Source organism: Pseudomonas sp. SAR267, from assembly GCF_052077595.1.
GTDB lineage: Bacteria > Pseudomonadota > Gammaproteobacteria > Pseudomonadales > Pseudomonadaceae > Aquipseudomonas > Aquipseudomonas vlassakiae.
Genome location: NZ_JBQIHU010000001.1, coordinates 1,943,461 through 1,966,845, shown reverse-complemented (window position 1 = coordinate 1,966,845; position 23,385 = coordinate 1,943,461). Strand labels below are relative to the sequence as shown.

The window sequence follows — 23,385 nt, the reverse complement described above, 5'->3', positions numbered from 1 at the left end:
TCATCCACCTCAGAACTGGAAGTACAGGAACGGCGAGTAGCTCTGCGCCGAAAGCTTGAGGATCGAGGCCACGAACAGCAGCAGGATCAGGGCGCGGGTCATCACCCGGGTCCAGTCCAGGCCGATCGAGCCATCGGCGTTGACCTGGGCCGGGGTGCGCACGGCTGCTGCCGGCGTGGCGTTGCGGTAGAAGTCGCGCAGGCCGAAGAACGCCAGGGTGAGGTAGGCGATCACCAGCGTCGCCACCTGCAGGCCGGTGAGCTGGGCGCGGTTGAGCTCCGACAGCTGCCAGTCGCCGAAGCTGAACATGGCGCCGTACATGCGGGCGGCGACGTGCAGGTTCTCAGCACGGAAGATCACCCAGCCGACCACTACCAGCAGGAAGGTGAAGGCCCATTTGACCGGGTTGAAGCGCTGCGGGTTGGTGTCGATGCCCAGCGCCCGCTCGATCGCCAGCCACATGCCGTGCCAGGCACCCCAGATGATGTAGGTGAAGTTTGCGCCGTGCCACAGGCCGCCCAGCAGCATGGTCAGGAACAGGTTGCGGTAGGTGTTGAAGGTGCCTTTGCGGTTACCGCCCAGGGTGATGTACAGGTAGTCGCGCAGCCAGGTCGACAGGCTGATGTGCCAGCGCCGCCAGAACTCGGTGATCGACTGGCTGATGTACGGCTGCTTGAAGTTCTCCATGAAGCGGAAGCCCATCATCAGCCCCAGGCCGATGGCCATGTCGCTGTAGCCGCTGAAGTCGAAGTACAGCTGCGCGGTGTAGGCCAGAGCGCCGAGCCAGGCGTCGCCAGTGGTCGGGTTCTGCAGCGCGAAGCAATGGTCGGCCACCACCGCCAGGGTATCGGCGATGAACACCTTCTTGATGAAGCCCTGCATGAAGCGGGTGCAGCCTTCGGAGAACTTGTCCAGGGTGTGGGTGCGGTTGTTGAACTGGTCGACCAGGTCCTTGAAGCGCAGCACGGGGCCGGCGATCAGGTGCGGGAAGATGGCCACGAACGCGGCGAAGTCGATCAGGTTGCGGGTGGCCGGGGTGTCGCCGCGGTACACGTCGATGATGTAGCTGATCGACTCGAAGATGTAGAACGAGATACCGATCGGCAGCAGCACGTGGGTGAGGATGAACGGTTCGAGGCCGAACGAGGTGATGATCGCATTGAGGCTTTCGACGCCGAAGTTGGCGTACTTGAAGTAGCCGAGGATCGCCAGGTCCACGCCCACGCCCAGCAGCAGCCAGCGTTGGGCCGGCTTGGTACGCACGCCGGCGGCGCCGACTTTCAGGCCGATCCAGTAGTTCCACAGGGTCACGCCGGCGAACAGGGCGAGGAAGTCGACCCGCCACCAGGCATAAAAGATGTAGCTGGCGACCAGCAGCAGCAGGTTGCGATAGCGTTGCCCGCTCAAGTAGTACAGGCCGAGGAAAACCGGCAAGAACAGGAACAGGAACACGTTGGACGAGAAGACCATCCCGGTTCTCCTTTTTTGTTCACAGCATCCGGGGCACAGCGCCCCCCAAACCCCCCGGTAAAAAAACCGGAGGAAACCGTTGTTACTTCAATACTGCTGGCGAGGGCTTCGCCCTCGTATCGCGACGCAAGGCCGCTCCCACAGGTACCGCGCATCCCTTGTGGGAGCGGCCTTGTGTCGCGATGGGGCGCGAAGCGGCCCCAATCCAGGCGACACCTACTTCTTCGATTCCGCGCTCGGGTCATAGACCCGGGTCATGTCGCCGCCGAGCCTGAAACTGTTGAACGGCTGCATGTGCTGCTTGCGCTGCAGGGTGTCGCCGACGCAGTGGTACAGCGCGCACCAGGGCTCGAGCCAGGAGTACTTGCTGTCCAGCTTGAGGTCGGTCAGGTCCTGTTTCTCGCCGGCCCGCTCCTTGAAGTGGCTTGGATCGCGGGCACCCGCCAGCACGCCTTCGCCCAGGCGTTGCAGGGCGAAGTTGTTCTCGGCGCGCAAGTCCACGCCGTTGGCCTGGGCGAAGCTGGCGATCATCGCCAGCGGCGGCAGGGCATAGTTGTGATAAGCCAAGGCACGCTGCTTGCGCTTGACCTCGTTGGGCAGGAAGCCCTGTTCGTCGACCTGGTTGGCGCCGATCTTGTATTCCTTCACGGCCCAGTCGAACAAATCACGGCGGTCGGTGGCGACGGCGGTGGCCATCACCGACCAAGCCGCCCAGTAGCTGTGGTTGTTGATCTTCTCCAGCGGCAGGTCACTCCAGTCGCGCACGGTCTGCTCGGCGAGGCGGGCGAACCACTTCTCGATCAGCTCGGCCTCGGCCTGGTGCGCGGCCAGCGGCTGCGAGTTGGAAAACTTCAGGCGCAGCCACGAACCGCTCATGCTGCCTAGCGCCCATTTGCGCATGGACTTGCCGGTGTGGTTGTAGTCGGTGGACAGCAGCGCATTGGCGCGTGCCCAGGTACCGAGCCAGGCCAGGGTGCAGTCGAGCTGCGCCGGGCGACCGTCGCGCATGTACTGGCCGACCATCTTGCTCACACCCTTCTCGAGCGTGGTGATGTCTTCGGTGGACTTGCGGAAGGCTTTTTCCGAGGCAACGTTGAGTGTCGCCCGGGCCTTGTCCGAGCCTTCGTACTTGCTGCGAAACTGCAGCGCGCCGGTATACGGCTTGGGGGCTGGCTCGCAGCGGAAGTTGCCGTCACTGGTCTTCAACTTTTCGATGCCCTCGTAGTAACCCTGCGGGGGCACCAGTGCGGCCTGTGCGGCGCTGCCAAACAGGGCGAGGGTAAGCAGGGCGGGGCTGAAAATTCGCTTGAGCATGGTCATGGTCGTCTCACTGGCCAGCCTGCGCAGTCTGCGCGGGCACGGCAAAGTTGTTGCGTTTGCAGAGCTTGGCTTCGACTTTCTGCGTGCCTTGTTCCGGGCCCTGGACTTCGAAAGCCAGCAGGCTCTGACCGGCCCAGTCTTCGTCTTCGCGCATCTGGAAGACGAAGCGGCCGTCGGTGTCCGAGGTCTCCGGTTTTTCCAGCTTGATGTCTTCGTGACGGCCATTGAGGTACCAGAGCGTGGCCTGCAGCACCTTGACCGACGGATCTTCGAACTTGACGTCCATCTGCATGTTGCGGTTGATCAGGTCCTTGATCACGCCGCCCTTGCCATTGACCATCAGCTCGTTCTTGCCGGGCTTGAGGGTGGCGCTGGCGCTCATCAGGGCTGGGCGATCGTCGCAGCCGTCGTCGAGCAGGGCGAGGATCTGCCGCCAGATGGTTTCCTGGTCCAGGCGGTACAGTGGCGAGAATTCCCAGATGAGGATCTTCGGTGGGTTCTTCTGGAATTCTTCACTGCCCAGGTACTGGATCATCGAGCCCTCCAGGCCGCCACCGGGGAAGGCGACGTTGAGCACGTCGGCGCCGATGTACTGCTCCAGGAAACCCGAGAAGTTGTAGTTCTTGCCACTGTGGCTGGTGCCGACCAGGGTGATCTGGGCGTTGCCGCTGTCACCGAACAGGTCGTCGCCGCCGCCGGTCGAGCCTTTCGGCTCGGTGGTGAACTGGTCCATGTACTGCACGGCGTAGCTGGTGCCGCAGAGCTGGCCGGCAACGTTGTGCAGGGTGCCGGTCTTGCCCATGCGCCCGGACTTGTGGGTTTCGAATTCCTTGCGCGGGATGCCTTCGAAGGCCGGCATCTTGTGCACGGTTTCGGCCACGATCTTCGCGGCGCGCTCGGCGCCGTAAGGCGTCCAGTGCTGGTCACCACGGAAGTAGAAGTCCTTGCCCTGGTCAGCGGCGGCCAGCTGCTCGTTGGTCAGCGGCGACAGGTCGGGGACGTTGTAACCCATGCTGGCGAAGCGCTTGAGCATGGCCTGGTAGTTGCCCAGTGCCTTCTGGTAATCGAAGGCGGCTTTCTCTTCTGGATTGAGCATGTTGCGGTTCACCAGGCCACGGGTCGGCTGGTAGACCACGACCAGTTCCACGCCGCGCTTCTTGAACGCATCGTGCACCTGCTGCAGGCGTTTGTAGCCGGCCGGGGTGGTATTGAACTCGGTGCGCAGGTCTTCGCGGGTACGGAACAGCCAGTCACCCTGGGCCTGTACCAGGGTGGTGAAGTTCTGCTGGTAGCGGGTGGTGTAGCGGCTCGCATCATGCGCCTCGGGGCACAGCTGGCAGCAGGGCTCGGCGGTGAAGGTCGGGGCCTTCACTTCGTCGGCGCGCACGCCCTGGCTGATGGCCAGGAGGGCGGCGGACAGGCCCAGCAGTTTCATCAGGTGTGGAGTCATGGTCTGGGCTTCCTTAATCGATCATTTCGGTCTGGCGTTCGACCGGGTCGATCAGCACGGCCTTCTGCTGGCGCACCAGCAGGTCGAGGATTTCGTCCTGGCGTTCGCCAAGCACGCCGTTGAGGCTGATGCCGCTGGCTTTGCGCGGGGCGAGCATGGACACCTTGTACAGCTCGACCGACAGCGGCGAGTCGATCGACAGCGGGCCGGAACCGTTGGCCGACAGCTCGCCGCCGACCACGATCAGCGACACCTTGGTGTCGAACGGGTCGAGAGCGATGTCGCGGTCGGTATCGGACAGGTCCTTGATGTGCCCGTACACGCCGACCAGGCCGTTGGCCATGGCGATGTTCTCGTACAGGCGAATGTTCACGCTGTTGCGCACGCGGATGCCGTGGCGACGGTTGTTGATCAGCTTGTTGCCCCAGATCAGGTTGTCGCCGCTCTCGTACAAGGTGATGCCGTCGGTGTGGTTGCGGTAGATCTCGTTGTAGGCCACCAGGTTGTTGACGCTGTTACGGTCGATCACCACGCCGGAAAGCTTGTTGTCGTAGCTCTTGTTGTTGATGATCCAGCTGTCGTTGACCTCACGCGAAACGATGATGCCGTGCTTCTTCTTGGTGCCGTACACGGTGTTGCCCGCGATGATCAGGCGGTGCGAGCGGTCGTGGGGGTCGATGCCGTAGACGATGTTGTCGTGGTAGGTGTTGTCCTTGACCACGAAGTCGGAGGTCTCGTAGCAGTAGAAGCCGTACCACATGTCACTGAATGTCGAACCGATGATCCAGCCGGTCGGTTCCGCGCGGCCCATGCGCTTGGACATGTTCGGTGTGTACTGCGAGATGCTCACGCCATACGACTTGGACTTGGCATAACCGAAGCTGGCCATCGTGGTATTGACGATGTAAGTCTCGGTTCCACCCCACGACAGCAGGAACGGGCGGAATTCCTTGGGCGAGCGGAAGGTCGCCGGACCGTTGTCCTTCTCGCGCCAGCCGATCACCTGGGTGTCGGTGACGAACAGCTTGCCGTCGTTGACCAGGAACGAACCGCCTTCCTGGGACAGGCGCAGTTGCTTGACCTTGCCGTCGATCTCGAGAATGCCCTTCTGCCCGACCACGATCGGCAGGCGCGCCAGGTAGACGCCCGGCTCGACTTCGCTGAGGTACTGCTTGGGCACCTTCTTGCTCAGCTCGACCAGGTCGACATGGCCGTCATCGATGAAGATCGCCTGAGGAATGCCGTGCTGGCGCTGCACCCACTCGGCGGCCTTGTTGTCGCCGCCGACGAATTCCTTGAGGGTGTCCTCCTGGAACATGCGGCGCAGGCTGACCTTGCCTTTGTGGCGGCGGTCGATCTTCTTCTGCACGGCCTGCGCGGTGTAGCCGGTGAGGTCGGGCAGTTTCGGCGGGTCCATCTGCAGCGGCTCGATCGGTGCGCTGGCCACAGTGTAGGTCTTGGCCTGCTGCAGCTCCTTGGCGATCACCTGGGGCTCTGCGGCGACGGCCAGGTGGCTTGCCAGCAGCAAAGCGCTGGCAAGGAGGCTGGGACGGATGTGCGGGTGAAGGTTCATCAGGGGTCTCCCGGCCTCAGAAGCGCCAGATCACGTCGACGAAGGCGCGGTGCATGTACGAGTCCGCTTCCTTGCCATAGGCATCGCCTGGCTTGAACACGCCGGCACGCAGGCGCACCAGGGCGGAAGGCTCGTCGATCGCCTGGCTCATCGAGGCCGGCAGCAGGCCTTGCTTGAAGTACTTGGTGACGACCACGTCCATTTCCTGGCCCAGGTCTTTTTCGCCATCGACCAGTTGGCGGTTCACGCCGTTGTCGTCGACCACTGCATTGATGCCGCTGGAACCGATGTTCTGGTTGCCGTCGACACGCCAGAACTTGTGATAGATGAGGCTGGCGTCGTAGTCGTCGCGCAGCTGCCAGGAGGCGAACAGGGTGGCCGCCTGGAGGTTGCCCAGCTCGCCGCGGAAGGCTTCGCCGAAGCGGTGCACGCGCGAGCGGGTGCCGGTGAAGTTGGAGCGGTTGCTCTCAAGGCCAGTCTGCTCGAAGTTGTTCGAACCGTCTTCACCGCCGCCACCGCTACCACGGGCGTAGGCCGCACCGACCTGCCATTGCGGGTCCAGGCGCAGGCGGATGCCGAGGTCGGTGGCCCAGGCATTGACATTGCCGCTCTGCTTGCCGGTGGCCACGGTCTGGTCGCCGACAGTCTGGCTGCTGAGGGTGTCGCGGTCACCGGTCAGCCAGGTGACGCTGCCCCAGTAGTTGACGGTGTGGTCGTTGCGCCAGTTGTAGGCGTCGCTGTTGGCTTCCAGGCCCAGCCAGGTGAGGTCGCCGGTGCGGGTCTTGTCCAGCGCGTCGACGGTTTCGCCCGGGTTTTTCAGGCTGCCGCTGTCATGGGTGTGGTGGGCGCGCAGGCCGACCCAGTGGCCAGGGGTCCACTGCGTGGCGACGTTGCCGTAGATGTGGGTGCGGTCCTTGTCTTCCGGGGCCAGCTCGGTGAGGTCGGTACGGTATTCGCTGAAGCGCTGGGCAACGCCCAGGTCTGCCTTGAGCAGGGTGGTGTCGAAGGTCCAGTTCAAGGCTTCGATGTTGGTGTCGCGCCACATGCCATCGTCGCTGCGCAGGCGCTGGCGGCCGAGGCGCAGTTGCTCGCCCGGGTAGGCAGTGAGGCCGCTGTAGCCGACCCAGAACTCGCGCATGGCCAGGTAGCTCTTGTCCTGCTTGCGGCCATCGGCGGCGGTGTCGGTGGTGGTGCCGTCGTCGTTCTGGCGCAGGGTATCGGTTTCGATGGTGTCGGTGGCGGTGACCGCCTGGCCCATGGCGTAGGCGCTCCAGTTGCCGCGCTCGCCGTACACCCAGGGGCGCAGGTCGAGGCCCAGGCCGTTGACGTCGCCGCCCGGACGGGTACCGAGGTCACGGTCGTCTTCCGATTGGCCGGTGATTTTCACATCAAGGCCGAAATTCTTCTGGGCGGTCATGTCCGCCAGGGTCGGGCAGGACCACAGCAGGGCGAAGCTCAGGCCAATGCCGGCTTTCACGAATGGATTGAGCGTCATAGCGAGTCCTCAGCTTCTACTTCTTTTTCGTCGTCTTGCAGCGCTTCGAGGGCCAAGGTGCTGGTGGCACCCTGGAGCATGCTGCCGCGCGCCTGCTTTTCCTGCGCCAGCAGGTTCTGCGCCTGGGTACGCTGGTCAGGCGTGAGTTGCTGGTCGAGCTGCTGCAGCAGTTCGCTGGACTGTGGTGTCGGGTTGACCTGGGACAGTTGGGCGAACACCCAGGCGTTGCCCGGCTGTCGACGGATGCCATGGCCTTCGCTGAACAGTTGGGCGAGGGCGTAGTCGGCGCTGTTCTGGCCGCCGCGGGCAGCAGCCAGCAGGTGGTCGACGGCCTTTTGCGGCTCGACATGGCCCAGGTAACCGCGGCGGTACAGCTGGCCGAGGTAGTAATGGGCGCTGATTTCGCCGGCGTCGGCGGCGGCCTGCAGGTGTTGCTCGGCCTTCTTGGCATCGGCTGGCAGGGTCTTGCCCTCGTAGTACAGGCGGCCCAGCAGCAGTTCGGCGCGTGGCTGTTCGGCCTCGCGGCCCTTGTCGATGTAGGCCATCAGCTGGTCGGTGTCGCCCAGTTCGGGGAAGTCGTACAGCAGCTGTGCCAGGCTGACCCAGGACGCCGGGTTGGCCGGGGCGACCTGTTCGAGCAAGTCCTTGGCGGTTTTCTCGTCGGTCTGGCCGAGGCTGCGGTCAGCCAGCACGCGGGCAACGCTGTCGACCCGGGTGGCCGGCACCGCGCCACGGCTGTAGGCGGATTTGAGCTGCCCAAGCAGGGCGGCCTGTTGATCGGCCTGGCCACGCTTCTGGTAAACGGTGGCCAGCTCGACGTAGCAGATGTCGGTAGCGTTCAGCGCGGCTTTGCAGATTTTCTCGACGTCGTCCAGGTGCTGGTCGTAGGTGCCCTGGGTGCGGTACAGCAGCACCTGGGCCAGGCCCGCTTCCGGGTTGCCGGCGGCGCGCCATTGGTCGATCTGCTGCTGCGCGTTGACCTTGGGGAAGCTCTGCGGGTAGGTCAGGTAGAGCATCGCCAGCGGGATCAGGGTATTGCCTTCACCTTGCCTGGCGGCGGCCTTGAGCAAGGTTTCCGCTTCTTCACGCTCGGCCTGCGTGCTGTCGGGCTTGGCTACCAGCAGGCGGCCAAGGCGTGCCTGGGCACGCGGCGAGGAAGGCGCGGCTGCGCGGTAGGTGGCTTCGGCCTCCTTGATTTTCGCCGGGTCGCGAGTGGCAACCTTGATGTCGGCCAAGCCCACTTGTGCGTCGCTGTAACCCAGGTCGGCCAGGGCCTTGTAGTTGCGCTCGGCCAATGCGGTGTCGCCGCGCTTGAGGGCTTCGTTGGCCAGACGCTGGTCGGGCAGGCCCGCACAGCCGGCCAGGGCGACCGCGGCCGCCAGGGCACAGAGGCCCAGGCTTGCGCTTTTCTTATGGGGAATCATCACGGGATCCTCTTACAGACCGCGGGCCACGGCTTTGTCGATCAGCCAGTTCAGCGAAGGGCCACGGTCGCTGTTGACCGAAGCCGGGCGGCCGGCGAGCTCGGCAGGCATGGCGCTGTCGGGCTTGATCTGCACGCGGATGTCGGAGGCCAGGTCATCGCTGTTGAGGCTGGCGCTGCTGACGATCTGGCCGGTACGGACTTCGTCCTCGCCGGCCACCTGGAAGTTGACCCGGGTGCCTGGCTTGACCTCGTCGAACTGGCGGTAGCTGAAGCGGGCCTCGACCATCGGGGTTGTGGTGCGTGGCACCAGCTGGAAGATCGGCTGGCCCTTGGCAGCGTACTGGCCGTCGTCCACCAGCTGGCGCGTGACCACGCAATCGCAAGGGCTGGTCAGGGTGCCGGAGAGCTGCTTGCCGAACAGTTCCTCGATCTTTGCCGGTTCCAGCTGCGAGTCGTCCAGGCTGCCCTTGAGCATGTCCAGCATGCTGGTGGTAAAGCTGGCCAGCGGCGCGCCCTTGACGATCTGCCCACCGGTTTCGGCCAGGCTGTTGACGGTACCGTCGCGCGGCATGGTGACGGTGGTGGTCGGCACGGCGACCACGCCGGCTTCGGCATGGCTGACGAAGTACATGCCGTACAGCGATTTGGCGACGAAACCAAAGGCGGCCACGCCGACCACGAACACGCCGAGGGTTACCGTCACGGCCTTCAGGCGGCCGAAGGCGGACAGGCCGGAGCCACTGTCCTTCTGCTTGCGGGCCTTGGTGAAGTTGTCGCGCTGCAGGGTGCTGAGCACGTCGCCGACGGTGATCAGCTCACCCGACAGGTGGGTGGTGATGATGTGGCGCAGGGTGGCGATGTCGCGCGGTTCGAGGTTCTGGAACTGCGCGCCGGTGCGGCCGCTTTTGCTGTCGTGGGCGCGCACCTGGAATTCGATGTCCATCGACAGGCCGAGGTTATCGACCGTGAACTGCAGGCGACCGCGCAGCACTTCACCGACCGACAGTGGCTGTTGGGTGTGGAAGCTCAGGCCACCGGCGGAGAGGTCGTCGACCTTCACATCGTGGGCCTGGCGTTCTTTGTCGAGGAAACGCAGCTTGGCCGGGATGCGTACCCGGGCGTGTTGGCGCTGGGCTTCGGACTCATGCACGACGTTGACGTTCACGGCGGTATTCATCTTGGTTTGTTCCTGTTAGTTCCGATCCGGGTTGGGCTCACACGACCATGAACAGCACAGCGACGAAGATGCTGGCAGCCGAGAAGGTCATGGTCCGCGAGGACCAGGTGTTGAACCATTGTTGAAAACTGGCGAGGTCACGCTTGAGGGCAGTCGGTTGGCGGGTCCAGGACTGCTTGTCGAGGCGGAAGAACACGTAGATCTTCATCAGCGCGCCGACGATCTGGTTGTAATAGAGAATCAGCGGATAGGCCGGGCCGACGTTGTGGCCGGAGCACAGCAGCATGATGGTGAGGATCAGGCGGGTGATGCCGATCCACAGCAGGTACACCAGTAGGTAGCCCATGCCGAACTTGAGGCTGGCGATCACCGCCACGGTCAGCCCGAGCAGGCTGGTCCACATCGACACGCGCTGGTCGAACAGCACGATGCTGGTGAACAGGCCCAGGCGGCGCAGGCCGAGGCCCAGTGCACGGGAGTTCTGACGCAGGTTGTTGCCGTACCAGCGGTACATCAGCTTGCGGCTGGCCTTGAGGAAGCTCTTCTCCGGAGGGTGCTCGACCGTGTTGATCGCGGCGTCTGGCACGTAGAAGGTGTCGTAGCCCAGGCGCATCAGGCTGAACCAGCTGGACTTGTCGTCACCGGTGAGGAACTTGAAGCGGCCCAGGCGCCAGTGCATCAGCGAGTCGCTTTCGACGTCGGCGATGAACTCAGGGTTGGTCACGACGCTGGCGCGGAACATCGACATGCGCCCGGTCATGGTCAGCACGCGCTTGGACAGGGCCATCGAGCACATGTTGATGTGGCGCTGGGCGAAACGCAGCTTGTGCCACTCGCTCATGATGTAGCCGCCGCGCACTTCGCAGAACTCGTTGGTGGTCAGGCCGCCGACGTTGGGGAACAGCTTGAACCACGGCACGGTCTTGCGCACCACACCTTCGCCGAGCACGGTGTCACCGTCGATCACGGCGACCACGGCGTTTTCGTCAGGCAGCATCCGCGAGATGGCGCGGAAGCCGTAGGCCAGGCCGTCGCGCTTGCCGGTACCGGCAATGCGCACGATGTCCAGTGTGACGTGTGCGGGCGGGTTGTAACGGGCCCACAGGCTCTTTACCAGCAGTTCATCGGACATCTCCACCAGCGAGCAGACCACGGTGGTGGGGTAGCCGCATTCGATCGCCTCGCGGATCACCGAGCTGTACACCTGGGCGGTGGTCAGCGCTTCGATACGGAAGCTGGTGACCATCAGGTACACGTGCGACGGCGCGGCGGCATCGCCCATCTTCTGCACCTTGCGGCGCAGGTACGGGTAGACGCCGTAGAGGAAGATCATGCCGCGGATGAAATGGGTGGCGCCCATGGAATAGCGCCAGATGCCGACTGCGCCGACCAGGAAGATGAAGTGCTTCGACTGCGAGTCGAAGATATCGGCTGGCAGGGCCAGGGCGATCAGCATGAGCAGGCTCATGTAGAGCAGCCACCCGGCGCACTGCAACAGCACTGTCTGGAGCCTTTGCATGTTCAGCATCCGTCGAGAATTCGGGAAAGGGTGGGCAGCGATGGTGGGGAGGCCACCGCTGCCCGGTCGGGCATTACCAGCAAATGCCTTCGGTACGGCTGGTGGTGCAGGTTGGCTTGCTCATGAAGCCGACCAGGTCGATCACCTGCTTGCCTTCCGGCGCTTGCTCGGCAAGGGCGCGGAACTGCTCGTCACGGTTGCCCAGGACGATGATGTCGGCGTTGTCGATGACCTTCTGGAAGTCGGCGTTGAGCAGCGACGAGACGTGCGGGATCTTCGACTCGATGTACTCTTTGTTCGCCCCGTGGACGCGGGCGTACTCGACGTTCTCGTCGTAGATATCCAACTGGTAGCCCTTGCCGATCAGGCGTTCGGCCAGTTCCACCAGCGGGCTTTCGCGCAGGTCGTCGGTGCCCGCCTTGAAGCTCAGGCCGAGCAGGGCGACCTTGCGCTTGTCGTGGGCTTCGATCAGCTCGAAGGCGTTCTGCACCTGCGATTCGTTGCTGCGCATCAGCGAGTCGAGCAACGGTGCACGCACGTCCAGGGAAGCGGCGCGATAGGTGAGGGCGCGCACGTCTTTCGGCAGGCACGAGCCACCGAAGGCGAAGCCAGGGCGCATGTAGTACTGCGACAGGTTCAGGACCTTGTCCTGGCAGACGACTTCCATCACATCACGGCCATCCACGCCGACCGCCTTGGCGATGTTGCCGATCTCGTTGGCGAAAGTGACCTTGGTGGCGTGCCACACGTTGCAGGTGTACTTGATCATCTCGGCCACTTCGATCGGCTTGCGGATGACCGGCGCGTCGAGCTCTTCGTACAGGGCTTGCAGCACATCGCCGCTGGCCTTGTCCAGTTCACCGATGACCGTCATCGGTGGGTGGTCGTAGTCCTTGATGGCGGTACTTTCACGCAGGAACTCCGGGTTCACGGCAACGCCGAAGTCGGCACCGGCCTTCTTGCCCGAGCAGTCTTCGAGAATCGGGATCACCACGTTCTTCACGGTGCCCGGCAGCACGGTGCTGCGGACCACGATGGTGTGGCGACGCTCGCTGTCGCGCAGCACGTAGCCGATTTCGCGGCACACCGACTCGATGTACTCAAGGCCCAGGTCGCCGTTCTTCTTGCTCGGGGTACCGACACAGATCATCGACACGTCGCTGGCGCGGATGGCCTCGGCGAAGTCGGTGGTGCCACGCAGGCGGCCGTTGGCGATGCCTTGTTGCAGCAGTGCTTCCAGGCCAGGTTCGACGATGGGCGACTTGCCCTGATTGATCAGGTCGATCTTGGTCTTGGACACGTCCACACCAATCACGTCATGACCTCGCGCCGTCAGGCAGCCTGCACAGACCGCACCCACATAACCCAAACCAAAGATGCTGATACGCATCGCTATCACCTCATGTGTTTATCACGCCAGCTCTTCCGGAAAGAGCCGGACTGGGTTGATTAACAACAGTTTTCAGGCGCACGGATCCATGGGCGAAAGCTCACTTCGCCGAGCGCAGGCATGAATAAATCCGTCGCGCACAAAGTTGTGCACTAAAAGTTGGCAGTATTAAGCCAGTACTTAAAAGGCGTGCCCTGTAATGCAGCCGTCTTTATTGCAAAGCGCTACTTGGCGCCATGCTGTGCTTGTTTTTTCAAGTGGAAAAATCCTTTGAAATCAACCACTAGGACGAGTTTGAAAGGGCGCGTTACTCCTCTTTGAGCAGCGCCTGCGGGGGTTCCCGTTGCGTCTGCCAGATTATCGAAGCGGGTAGTGATACCTGCCGGTTGTCATCTGTAAGTCATCTCTCACACCGCAGGGGCAGGAAATTCGTTACGGCACTATGAGCGATGGGTCGTGGGAGAAGTTCCGAGGTGGGTTCCGCTTCGATGAAAGATTTCTAAATAATTTTTAAGTGGCAAATACTTTCAAATTGATAGCACGTTGCAGTTTCACCCCCGCGTAGAAAGGACGAAACTGAGGCTTGGTAGTGTTGTGCCAGCATGGAAAAAATTTTTTCAAAATTCGTCAAAAAAGTACGAACGGTCTTATGGCGTTCGGCGATAGCACCCTGTGTGACGTGTTTTTGGCGCCTGAAGATTGACTTGATGGCTTTTTGCAGCTGCCCTGCAATGGGGCGCTGCTGGAAACATATCCGGTAACACACAAAGGCCATACTAAAGCTAAGGCTTTTCCGTCAGCTGCCGTTACTCCCTTTGGACGCTCTGAGGAGCTGTCCATGAACGAGGGAGCGTCCTGGGCAGCCTCTGGCCACTGGCCAACGAGGGCGTCTCATCCATCAATCACATGGAAGAGACGAGAGAAAGCTTATGAAGAAGACCACACAGGTTCTGATCGGCGGGGTATCGCTGCTGCTTGCTGGCATGGTGCAGGCAGGGCCCCCCGTGGAAGTGATCATCAAGAACCTTGGAACGCAAGCTGCGACGATGAAGCTGGTGACCTCCAATGAAACCAGCACCTACCAGATAGCCAATCCGCAACCCTCCAAGGCGATCCAAGCGAGCTCGTCGACTTCCATGCGCGTTCAGCGGGTTGTCAGCCCGGATGTGAATGCCGCCATGATCCGGTACACGATCGGCGGGAAGACCTGTGCTTTCGGTACGACATTCCAGATGCGAATGTTACCCGGAGGAGTCAAACAGCCCGAATGGACCAAAACGGCTACTCCGAGTGGAGGGGCGACCTGCAAGGCCACGATAACCAGTACGGCCGCAGATTACTCATGGAAAGTTGAGTTCACCATGAAGTAACCGTCACGTGAACAGTGCATTGCCTTGGTTTAAACAGGGCAGTGCACTGGCATTGTCGACTGTATCTGAATCATGTGCTTGGGAGAGATAAACAAATGGATGCCATCAACGGTCGTTCCGTAGCAAGTCGTGAGTCCGGTGCGCTGCAACGTATCAAGCCAATAGATAAAGTAGAGGTTCAAAATATCCAACCTCCCGTCGCAGCGTCGGGTAGATCCGATGAGCAGTTATCCAGTCTGGCCAAGAAACTGAGTGCTGCCGCCGAGTTGGCAGCGGAGCGCGACAGCCGTCTTTCGCGTAAGGAATTGGCCGATCTGGCGGCAAGGATCATGGATCGAATTGGAGGGCTAACCTATTCATTGGCAAAGGATTTTTACGATTCTCAGCTACCCGATACGCAAGATGAGGAGTGGCTTGAACGTGCACGGAAGGCGAATGATTTTGCTAGAGGAAAAGGGGAAAATCCGTTTAAAGGACTACCTCGCGAACAGCTCAGCCTGATTGTACATGATGAGAGCGGGGCTTTTACCGTGAATGAACGCCGTGCTGCATTGATGGAGAAAACAGATCAGCACAATCAGTGGGCTCACGCCATCATCGACAAGATGAATGCTGAATATAAGCTGACGGGGCGTACTGATCAGGGCTTGCGCGAAATTCTCGATTTTTATAGTTCATTGCCACCTATTGAAGTGGCCGAGTATGGGAACTACGAGGCCAACATCATGATGCAGTTATCCCAGCAGGAAGTGGAGTGGCCGGAGTTCAATACTTCATTGGTCGACCTGGTTGCCAAACAATGGAAGTCCGAAGAAAAGCCGATCGCCATGCATTATGACGCTGCCGCTGGCGGCCTCGGGGAGGAAGGTGAGAAAGGATGATTCCGATTATTGCCCTGCACGACATCACCCGCCGTCTGGGAGGCGAAGCCGTCCTGCAGGACGTATCGTTATCCCTCCCCGCAGGCCAGTCTTGCGCCATCATCGGTGGATCCGGATCTGGCAAAAGCACGCTGCTCAACCTGATCGGTCTCCTTGACCAGCCCTGTCACGGGCGTTTGGTCCTGGATGGGTGTGAACTGGCACACGCTGATGACGACCAGCGCGCCATCATCCGTAATCGCCTGCTTGGTTTCGTGTTCCAGAGTTTCAACCTGCTGCCAAGGCTGTCCGTGCTGGACAATGTTGCGCTGCCGTTGAGCTACCGTGGCATCTGTCTGGCTTCGGCTCGGCAGCTCGCCAAGGCCCAGCTGGAGAAAGTCGGCCTGGAGCATCGTGCGAAATATCGCCCGGCCCATCTCTCCGGTGGCCAACGCCAGCGAGTGGCAATAGCCAGGGCTTTGGTTACAGAACCAAGGATTCTGCTGGCCGATGAGCCCACAGGCAATTTGGATGGTGAGACGGCACGGGACATCATCGGGCTGCTGACGAAGCTGAATCGTGAGCAGTGCATGACGCTGCTGGTGGTGACACACGACCCGACCATTGCGCGGTGCATGGACCGCTGCCTGCTGGTTCGCAATGGCGGCGTATTCGATGCCTGAAGCCGCCTACGGCCCAGGCTGGCAGCAACGCTTCAGCGAGGCCTTGCTCAGCGTCTGGCAGTTGGGCCCCCGCGCCTGGCTTGCACTGTCAGGCATCGCAGTCGGCTGTGCCGCGCTGGTGGCCCTGATGAATATCGGCCACAGCGCGACCCAGTTTGCCCGGCAACTGTTCCAGGGCCTGGGAAGCGAGTTGCTGGTGGTGAACCTTCAGGCCACGGCCGAAGGCGGCATGCCCGTGCGTCTGGACCTTGTCGGATTGCCGCCAGGCATCCGAGCTGTCGCTCCGTTGGCAGCCGGTGTGTTCGCCGTCAAGTTCAACGGGGAGAGTATCGAGACGATGGTGGCAGGCAGCAGCGCACAGTTGTTCGAGGTCATCGACCTCGAGGTTGCCAGGGGCCGCTCGCTGTCTGCTTACGATGACCCGGCCGCGCATGTGCTGTTGGGGGCTTCGCTGGCGGCGCGGTTGCAGGCGAGGCCGGGTGACCGCGTGCAATTGGGTAGCTATCTGTTCGAGGTAGTCGGCGTGCTCGCGCCACGAGGGTACAACCCGATGTTGCCGATCAATTTCAACGACAGCGTGTTGATGCCGTTGCCAGGCATGCGTCGCTTGAGCCCGATACCCGAGGTGGCGACGCTGATCGCGAAGGGGGCCGATGCCTCGACCCTGGTCCAGGCGGCACGTTCGTTGGAGCGCTACCTGCGCGCCAGGCTCACGCAGCATGAGGTAGATGTCCAGTTACCACGGCAGATGCTCGAAGGCATGGCTGGTCAGTCGCGGGTGATGTCCGGGCTGCTGGCCGGCACCGCCGCCGTTGCCTTGCTGCTGGGCGGTGTGGGGGTGATGAATGTGATGGTGATGAACGTGGTGCAGCGTCGACGCGAAATCGGCGTGCGCATGGCCCTGGGCGCGCGCGCTCGGGATATCGCCTGGCAGTTCCTGCTTGAGGCGCTGGTGCTGTCCGTTGCCGGCGCGCTGCTGGGCGCGGTGCTGGGCCTTGTGGCCGCCTGGCTGTTTGCCCGCGGATCAGGGTGGGATTTTGCGCTCGATGCAAGGTCGCTTCCGGCGAGCATGGGCATGGCGCTGATCCTGGGGCTGTTCTTCGGTTTGCAGCCCGCACTGGCAGCGGCGCGTCTTCAACCTGTTGTCGCGTTGCGTGATGAGTAAGTGGCTGGCGATGGCCTGCATCTGGTCGTTACCTCTGTTGGCCATGGCCGACCGCGCGTTGCAACCGTCCCGGCCGACCTTGCGGCAGGCAGGCCCGGTGAGTGCCTTGTCGGCAATGCACGGCGAACCCGTGGAGATCGACCTGGCCGATGCCGTTGGCCTGGCCCTGCGCGACAACCGGGCGATCCGCAGTGCCTACCTTGAGCGTGTCGCGCAGAAGTTCGACCTGCGCGTGGCCCATGACCGGTTCGCCCCGCAGCTGTCGCTCAAGGCACGCTACCTGGGCAATCGCAATCATGCCGATCGCTACCGTGAGGCGCAGCTGGCCCCGAGCGCCAGCCTGCTGACCCCGTACGGAACGCGCCTGAGCCTGGACTGGGATTACGGGCATACCCGAGCCGATTCGGCGGGGCGGCGGTATCGGGATGGTGCCAGCCTGATGATCGTCCAGCCGTTGCTGCGCGGCGCCGGACGCGAGATAGCCAGCGCACCGTTGCGCCAGGCCACGCTGGCTGAACAGTCGAACCGCCTGGCGCTCGCCGACGACGTGGCGCAGGTCATTACCCGGACGCTGCTGTCGTACCGGGAGCTGCTGCGTGCCCAGGAGCAACTGCGTATCGCCGAAGATAGCCTGTTGCGTGCCCGTCAGCTGGTGGCAGTAAGCCACGCCTTGATCGCCGCCGGGCGCATGGCTGCCTTTGAAGTCGTGCAGGCAGAAGCCGAGGTTGCCAGTCAGGAACTGACCGTCGAAGGCAGCCGCAACCAGCTGCACCACAGCCGCGTAGCCCTTGCGCAATTGCTCGCCCTGGACCTTGCGACCCCGCTGCGGGCCGCGGAGCGGCTGCTGGCCGAGCGTTGGCAGGTGAGCACGGAGCAGGCCCTGGCCCGCGCCGAAGCGTTGCAGCCGACCTATCTGATGCAGCAGCTGGCGACCGAACAGGCGGCCATCGCGTTGCAGGTCGCAAGCAACGCGCAATGGTGGGACCTGTCGCTGGTCGGTGGGGCCAGCCAGATGCATCAACGGCCCGGCAATGAAGCGGCATGGGAGCACTACCTGGGGCTGGAGCTGGAGGTACCGATCGGTGACTTAAGTCGCCGCCAGGCGCAGGTACGGGCCCAGGTCGAGGTGGAAACCCAGCGCCTGGGCCTGGTCGAATCCCGTCAACAGCTTGAGCGTGATGTGAGTACCGCGATACGCGACCTGCAGGTGCGCTGGCGACAGCTGGAAATCGCCGGACGGGCGCTGGCACTGACCCGGCGCAAGCTGGACATCGAACAGCAAAAGCTCGCGGCAGGGCGCTCGAGCAATTTCCAGGTGCTCAGTTTCGAGAGTGATCTGCGTCAGGCGCAAAGCACGCAACTCGAAGCTACGATCGCGTACCTGGATGCGCAGGTCGTCCTCGACCAGGTCGTAGGGACCACGTTGCTCAAGTGGCAGGTGAGCCTCAATGATTAAGTGGGGCTGTTGGCTGGCGGTAGCGATGACCGGTGTTGTTCTGGCGATGTTGAACTGGCCCGGCGCCGTGCAGCCGCGCGAGCAGAGGTGGCTGCGGGTCGAACCGCAATTGCTGGAAAACCGTCTGGGGCTTGTCGGCAGACTTCAGGCGGCACGTCAGGTGACACTGAGTGCGCCGTTCGCTGGCGTGGTCGCGGCAATGCCGGTTGAGGAAGGGCAGCGCGTCGAGGCAGGCCAGCCGTTGATCAGCCTGGACACTGCTCAGCTGGACATCCAGCTGCGCCGTGCCCAGGCAGAGCGCCTCAAGGCCGAGGAACAGCTCATGCAGTTGCGTAGTTGGCAAAGCGGCCCGCAGGTGGCGCGAAGTTTGCGCGCTGTGGCAGCAGCTCGCGCCGCCATGGCGGCCACCCAGGCGAGCCTGGATGACACCCAGCGTCTTTTCGAGGGTGGCATTGTCGCCCGTATGGAAGTCGTCAGCCTCGAACAACTGCTTGGGGAGCAGCGTCAGGCGTTGCTGGATGCCGAGCAGGAACTGCGGCTGACGCGTGCCCGGGGGCAGGGTGATGCGTTGTTGATCGCTGAAATGGCGCTTGCCAACGCGCAAGCACAGTGCCGGGCCCTGATCAGGATGCGTGATCAGCAGGTGATCGAAGCGCCTTTCACTGGCGTGCTCTTGCCCGTGAGTACGGAGGCCGGCCACGGCGGCCGGCAGCTACACGTCGGGCAAGCGGTGAGCCAGGGGATGGCGTTGATGACGCTGGTCGACCTGGAGCGTCTGCAAGTGATGGCCAGGCTGGAAGAGCACGATCTGGTGAAGGTGCGCGAGGGCATGGAGGTTGAAGCCGTCATCGCCGGGCAGCGGCTTGCAGGCCGCATCGACCGTATTGCCATGCAAGCTCGCGACGATACGGCCCAGGGAGCCTGGTATGACGTGCGCGTCGATCTGGATTTGCCCGCCGCACCCCTGCAATTGGGCCTGCGCCTGGGCATGAGCGCCCAGTTGCAGTTGTTGCTGCATCGCCAGGAACGGGCGATGGTGGTACCTGCGCCCGCGTTGCAGGTGGACGAGGCCGGGCGCACCTATGTGCTGTTTCGGGCCGACGAAACCCAGGCGCCGCGCAAAGTACCGGTCACGGCTGGTCCGGCAGGGGTGCAGGGGGTCGAAGTTCAGGGCCTGGAAAGTGGTTACGTGCTGATTGCGCCGGAGCCGCCAGACGGCTCCGGTCTTGATCATTCGGCCGGGTGATCGCGCAGGAAAACCAGGTGATCCGGCTTGGACTGCTCGGCACTGTAGTAGTAACCCTGCACGTCGAACTGCTTGAGCTGCTCCGGGTCGTTGACCCGTTCCTGGATGACGAAGCGGCTCATCATGCCGCGGGCCTTCTTGGCATAGAAGCTGATGATCTTGTACTGGCCGTTCTTCAGGTCCTTGAAATCGACGTTGATTACCCGGGCCTTCAGTGCGCTGCGTTTCACGGCGCTGAAGTACTCGTTGCTGGCCAGGTTCAGCAGCAGGTCGTCGCCTTGGTCGGCCAGCGCCTGGTTCAGCCATTCGCTGATGCGCGTGCCCCAGAAGGCATACAGGTCCTTGCCGCGGGCATTGGCCAGCTTGGTACCCATTTCCAGTCGGTACGGCTGCATCAGGTCGAGCGGGCGCAGCAGGCCGTACAGGCCGGAGAGCATGCGCAGGTGGGCCTGGGCATAGCTGAAGTCATCCTCGCCGAGGGTTTCGGCATCCAGGCCGGTGTACACGTCCCCCTTGAATGCCAGCAGCGCCTGCTTGGCATTGGCCGGGGTAAAGTCCGGGGTCCAGCTGCCGAAGCGCGCGGCATTGAGGCCGGCTAGCTTGTCGGAGAGGTGCATCAACTCGCTGACCTGAGCGGGTGAAAGCTCGCGCAGCAGCAGGATCAGTTCCTGGGAGTCGTCCAGGTATTGTGGCAAGGTGAAACGGTCGGTCACCGGCGCGGTGTCATAGTCGAGAGTCTTGGCGGGGGAAATCACCGTCAGCATCGGGTCGGCTCCTGGAATCGTTGCAGCGGATTCTACGGATCGCGACCGGGAACGCCAAACTATGACGACAATAGTCACAGACCATCGCCAAAGCAGGCGTTATAGTGCGCGTTTTGGCTGTCACGGAGAGATTGATCGTGCGCATTGCCGGGGCCTTGCTGGCCACCTTGTTGAGCCTGGCCGCCCAGGCCGCCCCCGTGCCCCCGGCCAGCCTGGACCGCAGCCAGTGGCCCGAGCAACTGGATAGCCCGGTGCTGTTCGACGTCGCCTCGCGGGCAGAGATCCTGTCGTTTGCCCGAGTCCTGCATGAAAGCGAGCTGCTCGACGATGCCACACTGGCTGCACGGCTGGGATTGCGGCAGATCAACCTGCAAAAGATTCGCGCTGTGCGTGCGCAGATGTGGCAGCGTTTGTGGCAGGGTTACCAGCAGGCCCAGCGCAGTTGCGAGCAAGACGCCTCGTTCTGCTATCTGCTGGAGTCAATGGCAGATTTGCGCACCAAGGCGGCAACATTCGCTGCCGATGTCGGCACGTTCTATACCGGTTGGATCGAACCCAGTCATCAGTTCCATGTCCGTTACCTGGATGAACAGCTGCGCAAGGCAGCGTTGTTGCCGCAGACAAGCAGCGAGGTCGAACGCCTGTCCAGCCGCGAGCGCAATGGCGATGAGCTGAACGACCGCCTGTTCCTGCTGACCTTCGTCGGTGGCCCCGGGCCTGATGGCGCAAGTACCGATGAACTCACCGAGTACCTGCGCAAGCAGAAGCTGCAGGGCACCTTCTTTGTCCTGGGCAATCGCCTGCAGCAGCGGCGAGATGCAGGCGCGGCGAACGCATTGACCGATCTTTACGCCGGCCAATGCGTGGGCATCCAGGGCTGGGAATATCGCTCCCACGCCCAGTGGCAGGGCTGGCAGGATTCGATCAAACGCGCCCAGGCGCGGGTTCAGGCCGACCTGCCGGAGCAATACGTGCCGCTGTTCCGCCCGCCATATGGGCAGCGCCGGGCTGACGCCGAAGGGTTCATGGCCAGCCAGCAGCTGCGGGTTTCGCTATGGGACATCGACGCTCAGGATGATGGCGCGCTGACTGCCGAAGCTTCGGCCCAGCGGGTGATAACCTTGATGCTGTTATGGCGCAAGGGGGTGATCCAGTTCCATGACAGCCTGCCCAAGGCCCGGACGGCGCTCGAGTGGTTGCTGCACAACACCGCGCAAAGCGGCATCGGCTGGGAGGGCTGCCACGATTACGCCTATCGCGAATAGAGGGTATGACTTCTGACTGTAGCCTCGTCTGGTGCTGCCGCCAAGCGCTCTTCGTCAATCGGAAAAATAAACTTCAAAATCTCGTAAAAATGCTTTTTCCGGTAATGGCTTTTGCGGTATGAAGAAACCAGACAGCCGATTCCTGCAGCACAGGTGGCGTCATCCAGGCCCACCTTGCCAGGTACGCTTCCCGCCCGTAGCAACGCGGATACGGGGAGAACGGCGGTCACTCTGCGGCGCACACAGAGCGTGCCGTGTGGCTTCGACATAAGGTGACCGAGTATGGATGACCAAGGACGCAACCCTTCCTCCAGCAAGCCAATCCTCTATGTGCTCGATACCAACGTCCTGATTCACGACCCCAACGCATTACTCAACTTCGAGGAGCATCACGTCGCCATTCCGATGACGGTGCTGGAGGAACTCGACAAGCTCAAGACCGGCAAACAGAGCATCGCCGCCGAATGTCGTCAGGCCATCCGCCTGATCGACCAGACCCTCGGTGACGCTTCGCCCAGCGATGTCGAGCAGGGCGTGCCGATTCAGCGTGGCAAGAGCGGCGCCAAGGGCTACTTGTCGATCCTGATGAGCCCGCGCAACGAACCCAGCAAGTTGCTGCCGGAAAACCTCAACGACAACATCATCATCAACACCCTGTTCGAAGTTCGCAGCCGGCGCACCGACCTGGACGTGGTGCTGGTTACCAAAGACATCAACATGCGCCTGAAGGCGCGCGCCTGCGGGATCGCGGCCGAGGACTACAGTACCGACCAGTTGGTTGACGACGTGTCATTGCTGTCCAAGGGCTATCACTCGGTCACCGGCTCGTTCTGGGACCGGGTCAGCAAAGTCGATACCCGCCAGGAACGTGGCCGCACCTGGCATCGGGTGCAGATGATCGATAACCTGCCGGCCGTGCATATCAACGAGTTCATCATTGACGAGCAGGGTTTTGTCGGCTGGGTAAAAGGCATTCGCAACGACGAACTGCTATTGCTCGACCTGCACCAGGAACCCTTGCTGCACCAGGAAGCCTGGGGCCTGAAGCCGCGGGACATTCATCAGAGCCTGGCGCTGTTCGCCTTGCTCGACCCGGACATCCACCTGGTCAACCTGACCGGCGCTGCCGGCTCCGGCAAGACCATCCTGGCCCTGGCCGCAGCCATCGAGCAGACCATGGTCAGCAAGCGCTACCGGCGCATCATCGCCACCCGCAGCGTGCAGGGGCTGGACCAGGAGATCGGCTTCCTGCCGGGCACCGAGGCGGAAAAGATGGAGCCTTGGCTGGGTGCCATCACCGACAACCTGGAAGCCTTGCACATGGACGATGAAAGTACCCATGGCAGCGTCGAATACATCCTCGAACGCGTTCCGCTGCAGTTCAAGTCGCTTAACTACATCCGTGGGCGCAGCTTCCAGCAGAGCCTGATCCTGATCGACGAGTGCCAGAACCTGACGCCGCATCAGATGAAGACCATCATCACCCGGGCAGGCTCCGGTTCCAAGGTGGTGTGCCTGGGCAACCTGGCGCAGATCGACACGCCTTACCTGTCCGCGACCAGTTCGGGGCTGACCTACCTGACCGAGCGTTTCAAGGACTTCCCCCATGGCGTGCACATCACCCTGCAGGGTGTGCCACGCTCGGTGCTGGCCGAGTACGCCGAGTCCCATCTGTAATACCTCCAGCCGGGCGGTGCGCCGCCCGGCCTCTTCGCCGGTCCTGCCGACACATATCGCTGCTCAAACCTGACCCACG

At 62.5% G+C, this 23,385-nt stretch carries 18 protein-coding genes; 8 read left to right on the top strand and 10 right to left on the bottom strand.

Features of this window, described 5'->3' with window-relative positions; translation table 11 throughout:
• Positions 1-9: 9 nt before the first annotated feature.
• From ACTORR_RS09465 to ACTORR_RS09425, 9 genes are all read right to left on the bottom strand, one after another.
• On the bottom strand, positions 10-1,470 hold the full coding sequence (locus ACTORR_RS09465; RefSeq protein ID WP_054884679.1) for an MBOAT family O-acyltransferase: 1,461 nt from the start codon (positions 1,468-1,470) through the stop codon (positions 10-12).
• Between the two features lie 216 nt (positions 1,471-1,686).
• Positions 1,687-2,790 (bottom strand): mannuronate-specific alginate lyase, encoded by a 1,104-nt coding sequence (locus ACTORR_RS09460; protein ID WP_099815841.1) that lies wholly within the window; start codon positions 2,788-2,790, stop codon positions 1,687-1,689.
• A 7-nt stretch (positions 2,791-2,797) separates the two neighbouring features.
• Positions 2,798-4,240 (bottom strand): alginate O-acetyltransferase, encoded by a 1,443-nt coding sequence (locus tag ACTORR_RS09455; protein ID WP_054884677.1) that lies wholly within the window; start codon positions 4,238-4,240, stop codon positions 2,798-2,800.
• 13 nt (positions 4,241-4,253) lie between these two features.
• On the bottom strand, positions 4,254-5,813 hold the full coding sequence (algG, locus tag ACTORR_RS09450) for a mannuronan 5-epimerase AlgG (RefSeq protein ID WP_054884676.1): 1,560 nt from the start codon (positions 5,811-5,813) through the stop codon (positions 4,254-4,256).
• 16 nt (positions 5,814-5,829) lie between these two features.
• Positions 5,830-7,308: an alginate export family protein gene (locus tag ACTORR_RS09445; RefSeq protein ID WP_262108691.1), complete on the bottom strand. Its 1,479-nt coding sequence runs from the start codon at positions 7,306-7,308 to the stop codon at positions 5,830-5,832.
• Positions 7,305-8,732, bottom strand: coding sequence for an alginate biosynthesis TPR repeat lipoprotein AlgK (gene algK / locus ACTORR_RS09440; RefSeq protein WP_262108692.1), 1,428 nt, complete (start codon positions 8,730-8,732; stop codon positions 7,305-7,307). The genes ACTORR_RS09445 and algK overlap by 4 nt, the downstream gene beginning before the upstream one ends.
• A 12-nt stretch (positions 8,733-8,744) precedes the next feature.
• Positions 8,745-9,911: an alginate biosynthesis protein Alg44 gene (locus ACTORR_RS09435; RefSeq protein WP_054884673.1), complete on the bottom strand. Its 1,167-nt coding sequence runs from the start codon at positions 9,909-9,911 to the stop codon at positions 8,745-8,747.
• A gap of 37 nt (positions 9,912-9,948) precedes the next feature.
• Positions 9,949-11,430: a glycosyltransferase family 2 protein gene (locus ACTORR_RS09430; RefSeq protein WP_177332362.1), complete on the bottom strand. Its 1,482-nt coding sequence runs from the start codon at positions 11,428-11,430 to the stop codon at positions 9,949-9,951.
• A gap of 73 nt (positions 11,431-11,503) precedes the next feature.
• A complete protein-coding gene (locus tag ACTORR_RS09425; RefSeq protein ID WP_054884671.1) occupies positions 11,504-12,820 on the bottom strand; it encodes a nucleotide sugar dehydrogenase in 1,317 nt (438 codons plus the stop codon).
• Between the two features lie 929 nt (positions 12,821-13,749).
• Here ACTORR_RS09425 and ACTORR_RS09420 point away from each other — a divergent pair.
• From ACTORR_RS09420 to ACTORR_RS09395, 6 genes are all read left to right on the top strand, one after another.
• Positions 13,750-14,190 carry a hypothetical protein gene (locus ACTORR_RS09420; RefSeq protein ID WP_054884670.1) on the top strand — a complete coding sequence of 147 codons (441 nt, stop codon included), beginning with the start codon at positions 13,750-13,752 and terminating at the stop codon, positions 14,188-14,190.
• A 95-nt stretch (positions 14,191-14,285) separates the two neighbouring features.
• On the top strand, positions 14,286-15,071 hold the full coding sequence (locus ACTORR_RS09415; protein WP_054884669.1) for a hypothetical protein: 786 nt from the start codon (positions 14,286-14,288) through the stop codon (positions 15,069-15,071).
• Positions 15,068-15,733: an ABC transporter ATP-binding protein gene (locus ACTORR_RS09410; RefSeq protein ID WP_054884668.1), complete on the top strand. Its 666-nt coding sequence runs from the start codon at positions 15,068-15,070 to the stop codon at positions 15,731-15,733. Before ACTORR_RS09415 ends, ACTORR_RS09410 begins: the two co-directional genes overlap by 4 nt.
• On the top strand, positions 15,726-16,898 hold the full coding sequence (locus tag ACTORR_RS09405) for an ABC transporter permease (protein ID WP_054884667.1): 1,173 nt from the start codon (positions 15,726-15,728) through the stop codon (positions 16,896-16,898). The genes ACTORR_RS09410 and ACTORR_RS09405 overlap by 8 nt, the downstream gene beginning before the upstream one ends.
• Positions 16,891-18,354 (top strand): TolC family protein, encoded by a 1,464-nt coding sequence (locus tag ACTORR_RS09400; protein ID WP_099815835.1) that lies wholly within the window; start codon positions 16,891-16,893, stop codon positions 18,352-18,354. The genes ACTORR_RS09405 and ACTORR_RS09400 overlap by 8 nt, the downstream gene beginning before the upstream one ends.
• Positions 18,347-19,600, top strand: a complete 1,254-nt coding sequence (locus ACTORR_RS09395) for an efflux RND transporter periplasmic adaptor subunit (RefSeq protein WP_313364218.1) — start codon at positions 18,347-18,349, stop codon at positions 19,598-19,600. Before ACTORR_RS09400 ends, ACTORR_RS09395 begins: the two co-directional genes overlap by 8 nt.
• Here ACTORR_RS09395 and yaaA read toward each other — a convergent pair.
• On the bottom strand, positions 19,585-20,364 hold the full coding sequence (yaaA, locus tag ACTORR_RS09390) for a peroxide stress protein YaaA (protein ID WP_262108696.1): 780 nt from the start codon (positions 20,362-20,364) through the stop codon (positions 19,585-19,587). The two genes, ACTORR_RS09395 and yaaA, sit on opposite strands and share 16 nt — an antisense overlap.
• A 137-nt stretch (positions 20,365-20,501) precedes the next feature.
• Here yaaA and ACTORR_RS09385 point away from each other — a divergent pair, with 137 nt between their 5' ends.
• Together ACTORR_RS09385 and ACTORR_RS09380 are read left to right on the top strand one after the other, a co-directional pair.
• Entirely contained in the window at positions 20,502-21,629 is a 1,128-nt protein-coding gene (locus tag ACTORR_RS09385) for a polysaccharide deacetylase family protein (protein ID WP_313364219.1), read from the top strand.
• A gap of 282 nt (positions 21,630-21,911) precedes the next feature.
• Positions 21,912-23,306, top strand: coding sequence for a PhoH family protein (locus ACTORR_RS09380; protein ID WP_054884663.1), 1,395 nt, complete (start codon positions 21,912-21,914; stop codon positions 23,304-23,306).
• The last annotated feature ends 79 nt before the right edge of the window (positions 23,307-23,385 follow it).